This is a genomic window from Pararhizobium sp. IMCC3301, assembly GCF_030758315.1.
In the GTDB taxonomy this organism is placed as follows: Bacteria; Pseudomonadota; Alphaproteobacteria; order Rhizobiales.
The window spans coordinates 1,473,323-1,487,422 of record NZ_CP132336.1; the positions used below are offsets into that span (position 1 = coordinate 1,473,323).

Annotated in this window: 12 protein-coding genes; 6 read left to right on the top strand and 6 right to left on the bottom strand. The window is 56.5% G+C overall.

Annotated elements, in window-relative coordinates; all coding sequences use genetic code 11:
• Nucleotides 1-38 precede the first annotated feature (38 nt).
• A complete protein-coding gene (locus RAL88_RS07085) occupies nt 39-1,469 on the bottom strand; it encodes a glutamate synthase subunit beta (RefSeq protein WP_306268284.1) in 1,431 nt (476 codons plus the stop codon).
• A gap of 156 nt (nt 1,470-1,625) precedes the next feature.
• On the bottom strand, nt 1,626-6,353 hold the full coding sequence (gene gltB / locus RAL88_RS07090) for a glutamate synthase large subunit (protein WP_371932148.1): 4,728 nt from the start codon (nt 6,351-6,353) through the stop codon (nt 1,626-1,628).
• 670 nt (nt 6,354-7,023) lie between these two features.
• On the opposite strand from gltB, the gene RAL88_RS07095 reads away from it, so the two are divergent.
• The 5 genes from RAL88_RS07095 (at nt 7,024) to RAL88_RS07115 (ending at nt 10,780) form a co-directional block, all read left to right on the top strand.
• The gene (locus RAL88_RS07095; RefSeq protein WP_306268285.1) at nt 7,024-7,335 is read left to right on the top strand and encodes a DUF2282 domain-containing protein; all 312 of its coding nucleotides are present in this window, start codon (nt 7,024-7,026) and stop codon (nt 7,333-7,335) included.
• 88 nt (nt 7,336-7,423) lie between these two features.
• Nucleotides 7,424-8,320, top strand: coding sequence for a DUF692 domain-containing protein (locus tag RAL88_RS07100; protein WP_306268286.1), 897 nt, complete (start codon nt 7,424-7,426; stop codon nt 8,318-8,320).
• The gene (locus RAL88_RS07105) at nt 8,313-9,086 is read left to right on the top strand and encodes a DUF2063 domain-containing protein (protein ID WP_306268287.1); all 774 of its coding nucleotides are present in this window, start codon (nt 8,313-8,315) and stop codon (nt 9,084-9,086) included. The genes RAL88_RS07100 and RAL88_RS07105 overlap by 8 nt, the downstream gene beginning before the upstream one ends.
• Before the next feature lies 1 nt (nt 9,087).
• Nucleotides 9,088-9,654, top strand: coding sequence for a DoxX family protein (locus RAL88_RS07110; protein ID WP_306268288.1), 567 nt, complete (start codon nt 9,088-9,090; stop codon nt 9,652-9,654).
• A 76-nt stretch (nt 9,655-9,730) separates the two neighbouring features.
• Nucleotides 9,731-10,780, top strand: a complete 1,050-nt coding sequence (locus tag RAL88_RS07115) for a low specificity L-threonine aldolase (protein ID WP_306268289.1) — start codon at nt 9,731-9,733, stop codon at nt 10,778-10,780.
• A gap of 29 nt (nt 10,781-10,809) precedes the next feature.
• On the opposite strand, the gene RAL88_RS07120 is transcribed toward RAL88_RS07115, so the two are convergent.
• The 4 genes from RAL88_RS07120 to RAL88_RS07135 form a co-directional block, all read right to left on the bottom strand.
• Nucleotides 10,810-11,160 carry a tRNA-binding protein gene (locus tag RAL88_RS07120; RefSeq protein WP_306268290.1) on the bottom strand — a complete coding sequence of 117 codons (351 nt, stop codon included), beginning with the start codon at nt 11,158-11,160 and terminating at the stop codon, nt 10,810-10,812.
• A 54-nt stretch (nt 11,161-11,214) separates the two neighbouring features.
• On the bottom strand, nt 11,215-12,060 hold the full coding sequence (gene proC, locus RAL88_RS07125; RefSeq protein ID WP_306268291.1) for a pyrroline-5-carboxylate reductase: 846 nt from the start codon (nt 12,058-12,060) through the stop codon (nt 11,215-11,217).
• 113 nt (nt 12,061-12,173) lie between these two features.
• Nucleotides 12,174-12,674: a YbjN domain-containing protein gene (locus RAL88_RS07130; RefSeq protein WP_306268292.1), complete on the bottom strand. Its 501-nt coding sequence runs from the start codon at nt 12,672-12,674 to the stop codon at nt 12,174-12,176.
• 158 nt (nt 12,675-12,832) lie between these two features.
• Complete coding sequence (locus tag RAL88_RS07135; RefSeq protein ID WP_306268293.1) at nt 12,833-13,144, bottom strand: accessory factor UbiK family protein; 312 nt, start codon at nt 13,142-13,144, stop codon at nt 12,833-12,835.
• Between the two features lie 131 nt (nt 13,145-13,275).
• Here RAL88_RS07135 and lgt point away from each other — a divergent pair, with 131 nt between their 5' ends.
• Nucleotides 13,276-14,094 (top strand): prolipoprotein diacylglyceryl transferase, encoded by an 819-nt coding sequence (gene lgt / locus RAL88_RS07140; protein ID WP_306268294.1) that lies wholly within the window; start codon nt 13,276-13,278, stop codon nt 14,092-14,094.
• Nucleotides 14,095-14,100: the final 6 nt, after the last annotated feature.

A 14,100-nucleotide genomic window follows, 5' to 3' on the forward strand; every position in this document is an offset into this window, starting at 1 on the left:
CGGCCGGAATGGGTTAACCATCCCGGACCGATCCGGTCTTATCTTGGTAAAATGGTGTCGCCCATCAAATCCTTGTCAATTGAGTGAGCAGCCTGCCGGCCCTCGCGAATGGCCCAAACCACCAGCGATTGTCCGCGGCGGATATCGCCAGCGGCGTAGACCTTATCCATCGACGTCTTGTAGGTTTTGTCATCGGCCAGCACATTTGTCCGCGCATCACGGGCGATAGCCTCTCCGGCTTCGCTCAGCAGACCTTCCCCCTTGGGACCGGAAAAGCCAATTGCGATAAAGGCGAGATCGGCTTTGATGAAGAATTCTTCTCCGGCGATCGGCTCCCGCTTCTCGTCAACGCGGATACATTTCACATGGCTGAGAACACCATCCTCCTCGACAAAGCCAAGTGTTGCCGCCTGGAATTCCCGTTCCGCACCTTCGGCTTGCGAGGATGACGTGCGGAACTTGGTTGGCCAATAGGGCCATACCAGCAATTTGTCTTCCCGGATTGGCGGAACCGGGCGAATATCCAGTTGGGTAACCGCCAGCGCTCCCTGGCGGAATGCTGTTCCCACACAGTCAGACGCCGTATCACCGCCGCCGACAACCACGACATGTTTGCCGCCTGCCCAGATTTCCTGCTCGCCGGCAAGGCTTTCCCCGCCCACGCGTTTGTTCTGCTGCACCAGATAGGGCATGGCGTAATGCACACCTTCCATATCCAGCCGTTCCAGCCCCGGATCCCTTGGCGTTTCCGCGCCGCCTGTCAGCAGGATCGCATCAAACGCGTCTTGAAGATCAGCGAACAGCTTGTTGCCGCCAATATCGACATTGAAATGGAAAGTTACGCCTTCCGCCTCCATCTGCTCAACCCGGCGGTCGATATAGTGTTTTTCCATTTTGAAATCAGGAATGCCATAGCGCAGCAGGCCTCCTGCATGAGCGTAACGCTCGAACAGATGCACATCATGGCCGACGCGGGCCAATTGCTGCGCTGCCGCCATGCCGGCAGGTCCCGACCCGACAACAGCGATTTTTTTATCGGTTTTTTCGGAATAGATTTCCGGAACGATCAGACCCAGTTCATAGGCCTTGTCGGCAAGCGCCTGCTCAATGGTCTTGATACTGACCGGCGAATCTTCAAGGTTCAGCGTACAGGCTTCCTCGCATGGGGCAGGACAAATCCGTCCGGTGAATTCGGGGAAATTATTGGTCGAGTGCAAATTGCGCACCGCTTCTTCCCAATCATTATTATACACCAGATCGTTCCAGTCGGGGATCTGGTTGTTAACCGGGCAACCCATCGATCCATGGCAATAAGGGATGCCGCAATCCATGCAGCGCGCCGCCTGACGCACCACTTCCTGATCGGGAAGCGGAATGGTGAATTCACGAAAATGCCTGATCCGGTCCGACGCTGGCTGAAATTTCTGCTGCTGCCGGTCGATTTCCAGAAAACCTGTTACTTTTCCCATTAACTCACCATTCTCATCATGCCGTGCCGCGGCCTGATTGGCGCGAGTCGTCGGCTTGTGTTTTTATTATCCGGTCCGTCAGAACCGAAGCAGGTTTGTTTCGCTGGCCGGCGCGATCAAACTCAAACCGCAGGCCGGATGGCTCCTCTGCCGGCCTCAGACCGGGGCTCTTATGATTCCGCAATTGCGCTTTTCTTCCATGTCCAGCAAGGCACGCCGGTAATCAACCGGCATCACTTTTACGAATTTCGGCCGGAACGCGTCCCAATCGGCCAGTATTTTATGGCCAAGGCCGGAATCAGTATAGTGAACATGGCTTGAAATCAGAGTGTAGAGCCGCTCTTCATCATGAACGGTCATGTTTGAAGACACGTCGACCCGGCCATGATGTTCAATATCGCCACCATGATGGTGCAACTGTTCCAACAGATCGTCTTCTTCCGGCACTGGCTCAAGATCAACCATCGACAGATTGCAGCGCTCGGCAAACGTCCCGTCCTCGTCCAGCACATAGGCAACACCGCCGGACATACCGGCAGCAAAATTGCGGCCTGTCGGACCCAGCACTGCCACCACGCCGCCTGTCATATACTCACAGCCGTGATCACCAACGCCTTCAACAACCGCGACCGCCCCGGAATTGCGCACCGCAAAGCGCTCACCGGCAATGCCGCGGAAATAGGCTTCCCCTTCCACCGCGCCATACAGCACGGTATTTCCGACAATGATCGATTCCTCAGGAACAATCCTGGCATTTTCAGACGGCCGCACGACAATGCGTCCTCCACACAACCCTTTGCCGACATAATCATTAGCGTCCCCTTGCAGATCCAGAGAGACACCACGCGAGACAAACGCCCCGAAAGACTGGCCGGCCGTCCCTTTAAAACGGATCGAGATCGTATCGTCCGGGAGACCCTTCATGCCGTAACGCTTGGCGACTTCGCCGCTCAGCATCGCGCCAACAGACCGGTTGAGACTGCGTATTTCCGAGGTAATCGTCACCGGTGTCTTGTTTTCCAGCGCGGGCATGGCTTCGGCAATCAGTTTTCTGTCCAGGACATCATTGATCGGATGGTTCTGCAGCTGGGTGTGGCGAATGTCATCGGCCCCGGCCTCGGGTTTGAAGAACAGGCCGGCAAATTCCAGTCCCTCACTTTTGCCATGGGCGATAACACGGTCCTGCTCCAGCCATTGAGTCTGTCCGACCAGTTCATCAAACCTGCGCAGGCCCATGGAAGCCATAAGGTGGCGCACTTCTTCAGCCACATAGAAGAAGAAATTGATCACATGCTCAGGTGTGCCGCGGAACCGCTTGCGCAGAACCGGGTCCTGCGTGGCGACGCCGACAGGACAGGTGTTGAGATGGCATTTGCGCATCATCAGACAACCGGCCGCAATCAGCGGTGCGGTGGCAAAACCAAACTCATCGGCCCCCAACAGCGCGCCGACCACAACATCGCGGCCGGTTCGCAAACCGCCATCGACCTGCAGCGCAATTCGCGAACGCAAACCGTTCAGGACAAGCGTTTGTTGGGTTTCCGCAAGCCCCAGTTCCCACGGGCTGCCGGCATGTTTCAGCGAGGTCAGCGGAGACGCACCGGTACCGCCTTCAAACCCGGAAATGGTGATGTGATCAGCCCGCGCCTTGGCGACGCCGGCAGCAACCGTGCCAACGCCCACTTCGGAGACCAGCTTGACAGAGACATCAGCCGCCGGATTGACATTCTTCAGATCGAAAATCAGCTGTGCCAGATCCTCGATGGAGTAGATATCATGATGCGGCGGCGGCGAAATCAGTCCGACACCGGGAGTGGAATGCCGCACCTTGGCAATCACGGCATCGACCTTGTGGCCGGGAAGCTGTCCGCCTTCGCCCGGCTTGGCTCCCTGCGCGACCTTGATCTGCATCATGTCGGAGTTCACCAGATATTCCGTTGTGACGCCAAACCGGCCTGATGCAACCTGCTTGATCGCAGAGCGTTTCGGATTCGGCCGCCCATCGGGAAGCGGATTGAAGCGCTCCGGCTCTTCACCGCCTTCGCCGGTGTTCGACTTGCCGCCAATCCGGTTCATTGCAATAGCCAGAGTCGAATGGGCTTCAGCGCTGATTGAGCCAAAGGACATGGCACCTGTGGAAAAGCGCTTCACAATCTGTGCAGCCGGTTCCACTTCGTCAATTGAAATCGCCTCGTCGGCCAGCTTGATATCGAACAGGCCGCGCAACGTCATCAAGGCCTCGGACTGATCATTCACGGTCGCCGCATAGTCCTGGTAGTCAGCCCAGCTTTCGCCGCGCACCGCATGTTGCAGTCTGGCCACCGCGTCCGGCGTCCAGACATGGGCCTCGCCGCGCACGCGATACATATACTCACCGCCGACATCCAGCGAACTGCGCAGCACAGGATCATCACTGAAGGCGCCCTGATGCCGGGAAATGGTCTCTTCCGAAACCTCTTTCAGCCCGACCCCCTCGATCTGGGTGGCAGTGCCAAAGAAGAACCGCTTGACGAATGTCGATCTCAGACCGACCGCATCGAAAATCTGTGCGCCGCAATAGGACTGATAGGTTGAGATGCCCATTTTGGACATCACTTTCAAAATTCCCTTGTCGATCGATTTGATATAGCGCGCGACCACTTCCCCGGCATCAACAACGTCTGGAAAGTCTCCGCGTGTATGCATATCCGACAGAGTTTCAAATGCCAGATAGGGGTTGATCGCCTCAGCGCCATAGCCTGCCAGCACGCAGAAATGATGCACTTCGCGCGCTTCACCGGTTTCCACCACAAGGCCGACCGAAGTGCGAAGCCCTTTGCGGATGAGATGGTGATGCACCGCCGCCGTAGCCAGCAAAGCCGGAATCGCAATCCGCTCCTCGCCGATCAGACGATCCGACAGGATGATGATATTATAGCCGGTCTGCACCGCCCGCTCGGCGCGTTCGCCAAGCCGGTCCAGCGCCGCTTCCATGCCGATGGCACCCTTTTCGGCTCCATAAGTTATGTCGAGGGTCTGGGTTTGAAACTGATTATCGCCGATATCGCCGATCGCGCGGATTTTCTCCAGATCATCATTGGCCAGAATTGGCTGGCGCACTTCCAACCGTTTGCGCTCCGACTGGCCTTCCAGATCAAACAGATTTGGCCGGGGTCCGATAAAGGAGACCAGGCTCATGACAATTTCTTCACGAATCGGATCAATCGGCGGATTGGTGACCTGAGCGAAGTTCTGCTTGAAATAAGTGTAGAGCAATTTGGATTTTGCGCTGAGCGCCGAAATCGGCGTATCGGTTCCCATTGACCCCAGGGCTTCCTGCCCGGTGGTTGCCATCGGAGACATCAACAGCTTCAGATCTTCCTGCGTGTAGCCAAAGGCCTGTTGCCGGTCCAGAAGGCTGGCATGAGAGCGCGGTGCCCTTGCGCCGACTTGCGGCAGATCTTCCAGAACAATCTGCGTGCGTGCAAGCCATTCGCGGTAAGGATTTGCATTGGCAATGCGGGCTTTCAACTCGTCATCAGATACAATGCGGCCTTCCTCAAGATCGATCAGCAGCATTTTACCTGGCTGCAACCGCCATTTCTGCACAATTCTCGACTCTTCGATTGGCAGAACCCCCACCTCGGACGCCATGATGACACAGCCATCATCGGTCACCACATAGCGCGCAGGGCGCAGTCCGTTACGGTCCAGTGTTGCGGCGATCTGCCGTCCATCGGTAAAGGCAATCGCCGCCGGACCGTCCCAGGGCTCCATCATGGCCGCGTGATATTCGTAAAATGCACGGCGGTCCTCACCCATCAGCGGATTGCCCGCCCAGGCTTCCGGCACCAGCATCATCGCCGCATGGGAAAGCTCATACCCCCCCATGGTGAGGAATTCCAAAGCATTGTCAAAACAAGCCGTGTCGGATTGGCCTTCATAGGAAATCGGCCACAATTTCGGCATTGAGTCACCGAACAGCGGCGATTCCACAGAGGCCTGCCGCGCCGCCATCCAGTTGACATTGCCGCGCAACGTATTGATTTCGCCATTATGCGCCACCATCCGGTAGGGATGGGCAAGACGCCAGGACGGAAATGTGTTGGTTGAAAAGCGCTGATGCACCAGAGCCAGCGCCGATTCAAAGCGCTCGTCTTTCAGATCCCGATAATAGGCGCCAAGCTGATCCGCCAGGAACATGCCCTTATAGACAATGGTGCGCGATGACAGGGACACAATATAGAAGTCGGTGTCTTCAGCTCCGTTATTCGCGTCATAAATCTGGTTTGAAATCATTTTACGCAGCAAAAACAGCTTGCGCTCAAAAGCGGCCTGATCGGTAATTTCCGGCCCGCGTCCAATGAAAACCTGTCTCGAAAATGGTTCTGTTGCAAGCACCTGCCTAGACAGACCGTCATTGTTCACCGGCACATCCCGCCAGCCAAGCACCACCTGGTGGCAACTCGTCACGATAGTTTCAACGATGCGTTCAAAATCCGCGCGTGTCACCTCGTCCTGCGGCATGAACAGAAAGCCGACGGCATAATCACCTGGTTCAGGCAGATCGAAATCACAGACTTCTTTGAACAGGCCATGCGGCATCTGGCTGAGCAGACCAGCCCCGTCGCCCATCAGGGGATCGGCACCAACGGCGCCGCGATGTTCCAGATTTTCCAGAATCTGGATACCATCCTGAATGATTTTGTGGCTGGCACCGCTCTTCATATTGGCGATGAAGCCGACGCCACAGGCGTCATGTTCTTTGGCCGGGTCATACAGACCCTGGGCTGCCGGAATGCCATTGTGGCGAGACCCGGCTTTCAGCCGCCTGGTTGCAGGGGTGCGCGCATCCGTACCGGCCAGGCCGACGGTGTTGAGCAGAGAGAACCTTCTTTGCGTCATAGACAACACTCCAACATTGGGGACTGCATCTGCAGGCGTCCCGTCATAGTCACTTCTAACCCGAACCAGCGGCACGCCTTCATTCGGGTCGCGCTTCCCCGGTCGTCGGGAACGCGGCTCGGGCGAGCGGGCCGGCAGACGCCGATGCTCATGTTCTGGGTCACGCGGCGGTCACCGCCGCTTCTGGCACGCGAACCCGTCCGAGGGTGATACATACACCGACAAACAGGTTGGTCGCTACCAAACTGTGCAGGGCCCCACCGAGTGCCCCCCGGCTCGTCAATGAGAATCCTGCCCGACAACCGACGACGCCCGCTTAAGTGACGTCACCGGCAATTTAGGACAGCAATGCTGTCCAATTACTCCAGAAAATGCCAGAAATGATAACAAAGAGCAAGCCCATAATCACACAGCAAATACGCGCAAGTTTCATTTTTCTGCCCGTTCTTGAAAGGAAACACCTTTATTCCATCGATAAATTTGCAAAACTTGCGCATCAGTGAGCAAAGGCCGCTCACAGCTCCGTGATGTAAATGTGAGCGTTTGTCACGTCTGTTTGATTTTCAATTGACTTCAAACTCGGTCAATCTGCTCCCTGTCAGACAGAAACGGCGTTTATGGCCCGCAAGTCTGCAGTCAATAATTAACCGGTCAATTCACGGAGAACTTCATGTCCGCTTTCACAAAAACCGCCCTTTCTGCCGCTCTGGTCGCTGGCGCAATGGCAACCGCACTGTCCTCTGTCACGATTTCCAGCAACGCTGAAGCCGCATCAGACAGCAAGGAAAAATGCTTCGGCATCGCACTGGCAGGCAAGAATGATTGTGCAGCCGGACCCGGCACAACATGCGCAGGCACATCGAAAGTCGATTACCAGGGAAATTCCTGGAAACTGGTTCCGGCAGGCACTTGCGAAACCATGGAAATTGACGGCGCCCGCAAAGGCTCTCTGGCAGCGTTGACCCGCGACATCCCCTCCTGATTTTTTTGAAAATAGCACTTTCGGCCCGGATCGTGGTACAAGCGGTCCGGGCCGCTGGCCTTTCCAATTGCTAGATTTGAGATCTGAAATGCTCCACGCCGACGCTCCAGCACCAATGGCACCGCCGGTCGAGGCGCGCGTTCCGGACCGCTCCGGTGTGGGTCTGAAAGGTCAGCATTACGCAGACATTCTGGAACAGAAACCGGATCTTGGCTGGTTCGAGATTCACCCCGAAAACTATATGGGGGCCGGAGGGCCGCCGCATCATTATCTTGAACGCATTCGCGAAAATTATCCGCTGTCCTTGCACGGGGTCGGTCTATCAATCGGTGGAGAGGCCGAACTCAATCCAGATCACCTGCGCCGTCTGAAAGAGCTGAATGAGCGTTATCAGCCCGGGCTTTTTTCTGAGCATCTGGCATGGTCAAGCCATGAGAGTCATTTTCTCAATGACCTTTTACCGGTCCCCTACACCGAACAGACGCTTGCCAGAGTGGTCGCGCATATAGACCAAGTGCAGCAGGTCATCGGCCGCCAGATGCTGCTGGAAAATCCATCGCTCTATGTGGCTTTCGACCAGTCCACCATGGGTGAAATCGAGTTTCTCACCCGTGTCGCCGATCAAACCCGGTGCGGGCTGCTGCTTGATGTCAACAATGTCTATGTAAGCGCTACCAATCAGCAATATGATCCGTCAAAATACATCGCCCGGTTTCCGCTGCACATGGTCGGCGAAATTCATCTGGGCGGCCATGCTCCGGACCAGGATGAAACCGGCGCTCCGCTGCTGATCGATGCCCATGACCGGGCTGTCGATAATGCGGTATGGGCGTTGTATGAACGCACCATCATGCTGGGCGGACCGCGTCCCACTCTGATTGAATGGGACAATGATGTGCCGGTGTTCGCGACGCTTCTTGGCGAGGCCCGGCAGGCTGAGGCGATCATGGCACGCAATCCGCTGCTTGGCAGCCGGCATGGTTAGCAACAGTCTGGGTTCGTTCGCCGAGGCTCTTCTGCAGCCCGGCGCGCCGGTACCCGATGGCATCATCAATCCTGATGGCGTTCCTGCAACCAAACGTTTCGATGTCTACCGCAACAATGTGATTGTCAGCCTTGTCGATGCCCTGGCAAGTCGCTATCCGGTTATCAAAACCTTGGTCGGCGATGAGTTTTTTCAGGCCGCCGCCCGTGAATTTGTTATCCATCACCCACCGCAATCACCTGTCATGCTGGCCTATGGCACCGCATTTCCAGGTTTTCTTGATACTTTTCCCCCCGCCGCTTCAGTGCCGTATCTTGGCGATGTTGCACGGCTGGAGAGCGCCCGGCGGTCTGCCTACCATGCCGCCGACGATCCGGTTCTTGACCCCACACGGCTTGAGCAGGTCCCCCCAAACCTGCTTGAACGGCTGACGTTCAGCACTCATGCTTCGCTGGCCCTGATCGCCTCCGACTATGCCATCCTGTCAATCTGGCAGGCCAACAGTCAGGGCATCGGACTGGACGTGCCGGTCGATACACCGCAAATAATCATGATCTGCCGTCCGGCAATGGAAGTTGAGGTTCGCGGCCTGCCGGAAGGAGCATTCGACTTTCTCACGGCTCTTCAAAGCGGTGAGATGCTGGGCGCTGCGGCGCAGGCTGGCCTGTTATCCAGTCCCGCCTTCGACCTGGCCGCCACTTTATCCGGCGCTTTATCGGCGGGCGTCTTTACGGATTTCAAACTGGCACAATCAATCAGGGGCTGACATGAACAATTTCATCAATTCGCTGACACAAATGCACTTGCGTGGCTTTAACGCCATTGAAACGGCGACACAGGACTGGCTGCTCGGCCTTGCGGCACGCCTGGTGTTTGCCGCCACCTTGCTGATCTATTTCTGGAAATCCGCGGCAACCAAACTTGGCGATGGAGTGTTCGGTTTTCTCTCCCCTTCAGATGGGGCCTATATCCAGATTTTCCCGAAAGCTTTTGAAAGCGCCGGCTATGCCAGTTCCGCTCTGGGCGCGCACCATCAGCTGATTGCCATATTGGGAATGTGGGCGGAATTCATTCTCCCGGCGTTGATTGTCGCCGGCCTGTTTACCCGGCTTGCCAGTCTGGCCTTTATCGGCTTTGTCGCAGTCATGACCTTCGTCGATATTTTTGGCCACGCGGTTGATCCGGCAACGATCGGCGCCTGGTTTGACGGCAATCCTTCCTCTCTGATCTCCGATCAGCGGGTGCTGTGGGTATTTTTGCTTCTCGTTCTGGTCATCAAGGGCGGTGGCACGCTGTCACTGGACCAACTCCTGATGCGTGTGCGCAGCCGCTGAGCCACGCTGACTTGAAAAGACGGCTGCCAGCCGCTACAGCACGCTCTGTATTGGATCATTTGACCGGACCTGCCCCATGATGTTTGCAAGCGACAATTGGGCAGGTGCATGTCCGCAGGTTCAACAGGCCCTTGCCCGGCTTGGCCCCGAAGCTGCGCCGGCCTATGGCGCAGATGATCTGACAGCTGCTGTCGATGAGAAACTGTCGGAGATTTTCCAAACACCGGTGAAGAGCCTGATGGTGGCAACCGGATCGGCCGCCAATGCGCTCGGGCTTGCCCATTTCGCAAAACCCGCAGGCATCACCCTTGCCCACAGAAATGCCCATGTGAATGTGGATGAATATAACGGCCCGCAACGCGTCAGCCCCGGCCTGAAAATTCTTGGCCTGAAAGGCCATGCCAGCAAGCTTACACTGCAAGAGCTATCCGGCGTTCTGGCAGCGTTTCCCGGTGGTGTCTCGCGCCAGGGCCGATTGAGCTGCCTCACCCTCACCCAGGCGAGCGAGCTGGGTCAGGCCTATACGTCTAGGGAGATCGCCCAACTCAGCGGCGCGGTGAAGAACATCGGCGTAGGTGTTCATATGGATGGCGCGCGTTTCGCCAATGCGCTGGCCCATCTGGAATGCCCGCCAGCAGATCTGACCTGGAAAGCGGGCATCGATTGCCTGTCCCTTGGTTTTACGAAAAACGGCGCCTGGGCGGCGGATCTGTTGGTTTTTTTCGGCGGCGATGGCGTCGACGAAACCGACTATATCCGCAAGCAGATGGGCCACTATTTTTCAAAACCCCGCTTCATGGCGGCACAGATACTGGCTATGTTGCAGGATGATACGTGGCTTAAAAACGCGGCTCATGCCAATCAGCAGGCGGCAATTCTGGCCACTGCTTTTGCAGCCAGCGACAGGGTCTCTATTCCCCTGTTGCCGCAGTCCAATGAGGTTTTCGCCTATTTCAGCAAGGCTGACATCGACACTCTGCAGCAGGCCGGCGCCAGCTTCTATCCCTGGCCGGATGAGGACATTCCGGAGAATTTGCGGGACCCGGACAGACATTTGATGCGGCTGGTCTGCAGCTTTGCCACGCAACCGGCAGAGGTCGAGACATTTCTCAATCTTCTTGGCTGACTGCCTGGTCCAACGTCAGACTGGCGTCACTACATCAATGGCTGACCATTATGCACGTCGTCCCTGTCCACCGAGGCAAGCACGATCGCGCCGGCTTCATCCTCAAATCCGAGGGTCAGAACTTCAGACATGAACTTGCCAATCTGGCGTGGTGGAAAATTGACCACGGCCAGCACCCGGCGGCCGACCAGCGTCTGCGCTGTATAATGAACCGTGATCTGCGCGGATGACTTTTTGATGCCGATGATATCGCCAAAATCGATCTTCATTTTGATCGATGGTTTACGCGCTTCTGGATAGGGTTCAGCTTCGATGATGGTTCCTGTGCGAATATCGACCTTGAGAAAATCATCAAAACTGATCTCGTCCTTACGCTGCATTCTGCCGTTCCCATTCACTCATTGCCGCGGCGGATTTTTAAAACTGGCCTGCGCTCAGCTCTCCATACCCAATTTGATTGCACGGCGGTGCGCCGCCCGAATTGTCTTTTCGATCAGCGCAGGCAACCCGTCTTCCGCCATCAGCACGTCCAGACCAGCGGCAGTGGTGCCTTTCGGCGAGGTCACATTCACCCGCAATGTTTCGGCGCTGTCTGAGGATTGATGCAGCAATTCTCCAGCACCGGACACGGTTTCACGCGCCAGAATCATCGCCACATCGTCGGGCAGACCCAGTTTTCGGCCGGCTGCCGCCATCGCTTCCACCAGATGAAATACATAGGCCGGACCACTTCCTGAAACCGCTGTGACCGCATTGATCGCAGCTTCGCTGTCAACCCAGACAACTGTCCCGATTGCTGCCATCAGATCGGCGATAAAGCTTTTGCGCTCGTCAGACAGCGGATGTGCGGGAAACAATGCTGTGACACCACGCCCGACCAGAGCCGGCGTGTTGGGCATGGCGCGGATTACCAGCGCATCGCTGCCGAAGGTGCTGGACAATGTCTCGATGGTGGTTCCCGCAGCGACGGACAGGACAATCATGTCCGCAGCGTCGGGACGCGCTGCAAACGCTGCCAGACCCGGCAACACTTTTCCCATCATTTGCGGCTTGATTGCCAGCATCAGCAGCGCCGGGGTTGGCACCTCATCCGGCACGCCATGGACGGAAACGCCCTGACCGCGCAATGCCTCGCTCTGCGCTGCGTCGAGACCAGGATCAATGACGTGGACGGCACCATCCGGCAGACCCTTTGCAAGCCAGCCCTGCAGCATCGCTCCGCCCATCTTGCCAGCTCCCACCAGGACCAGTGGACGCTCTTTGCTAACATTGACACTCATAACGGCTCGGCTCGCTTCTTGGTTTGACTGGAATATTTGGGTGGGGTTTCACATCTGTTGGCTATTGGTATAAGTTTTGATCGTCAAACGGGTCAATGCAAACATCAGCCAGTTTAAGCCTCACCAACAGTTTCAAACAGGGTTCCGGCCAGCGCGTCGGGTGCAGATTTACCGGCCCACAGTATAAACTGGAAAGCCTGATAGTAGCGCTCACACGCCTCTACTGCGCCGGACAGCAAAGCCTCCAACTGCTGCTGGGTCGGCTCGGCACCCCCGGACAGAAGCAGCGCCTGGCGGAACATCACGACACCCTCCTCGGCCCAAAGGTCAAAATGCCCCATCCAGAGCTGTTCATTGACGAGAGCGAGAAGACGGATAATCTCGTTGCGGTGTTTGTCAGAAACCTTGGCATCGAAAGCACAGGCCAGATGCAGCGCTTCAACCTCTTCCATCCAGGAAAAAGACACATGATAATCGCACCAGCTGCCCACAACCGTGATGGTGATTTCATCTTCACCTGAGCGTTCAAACACCCAATCATTAAGGCCGGCCAGTTGCTCTATGAAGTCCACCGGATTAGCGTCGCGGTCCAATTCGACATCGAGCATGCTCATGGGATACTCCCGCTGCTGCTTACTATTACGTGAGGGTCAAGAATCGCCTCTCAACCCACTATATAGTGTGGTTAGCCTGTGACGACACCATTTATACCGGGACCGGCCGTTTCCTGTGGACGAATCGGGCGTAAACGCCTTGCGATCACAGGGCTTGATCAGCTGCCCGCCGGCTTTTTCGCCGCAGTTTTGCGGGCAGCCGGGCGGCGGCTGCTTTTCGAGCTCTGCATTTCCTCGCGCAGCGCATTCAAATCCGCCCGCAAAGCGTCGTTTTCATCACGGGCTTTGGCCGCCATATCGCGCACCGCCTCGAAATCTTCGCGCTGCACCAGATCCATGTCAGATAACAAGCGCTCAAACTGGCCTTTCACTGCCGTTTCAACTTCGCGCCGCATTCCCTGTGCAACACCGGCTGCATCGGTTGCCAGTTTCGCAATTTCGTCAAACAGACGTCCAGATGGTTTGGTCATGGGTTATTCCTTTGCTATTGCCTCTATATGCGGTGTTCCAAATCTAAACTCAAGATAAGGTGACAAAACTTCTGATTTGTCATAAGCCGCGCCCTGAGAGCTATGAAACCCGCAACAGAACTGGCTGAATCGTGCCCACTTTTGTCCTGCCTTTCCCGATGATCGACCCGGTGCTGATCGAAATCGGCCCACTTGCAATCAGATGGTATGCGCTCGGCTATATTGCCGGCATTTTATTGGGCTGGTGGTACGCCCGGCGGCTGGTGTCGAAGGAAGCCCTCTGGGCACCGGGCTCGCCAGCGATGACCCCTGAGGATGTTGATGATTTCGTGTTGTGGATAACGTTCGGCATCATTCTGGGCGGCCGCATCGGCTATGTGCTGTTCTACAATTTTGACGTCTATCTGCAAAACCCGCTCGAGGCTTTGAAACTGTGGCAGGGCGGCATGTCCTTTCACGGCGGTTTCATAGGCTCTGTCCTGGCGGTTATTCTGTTCGCCCGGCGCCGCGGAATACGCCTGTTGTCGCTGCTCGATATCAGTGCCCTGTGCACACCATTCGGCCTGTTTTTTGGCCGCCTTGCGAACTTCATAAACGCCGAATTGTGGGGCCGCCCGAGCGACGTTCCTTGGGCCATGGTGTTTCCTGGCGCCGGTCCCGAGCCACGCCATCCCAGCCAGTTATACGAGGCCGCCCTGGAAGGCATCGTTCTGTTTACAGTATTATGGATACTGGCGCACCGGTTTGATGCTTTCAAAAGGCCGGGCCTGATTGCCGGAACCTTCGCGGCGGGATACGGCGTGTCACGCTTCATTGTTGAATTTTTCCGCGAACCCGACGCCCAGATTGGATTTCTCAGCGGCGGCTTGACCATGGGTATGCTGTTGTCTCTGCCGATGATCGTTATCGGACTGTGGTATATTGCCGGATCGCGCAAGCGAACGCTTTGACCAGTA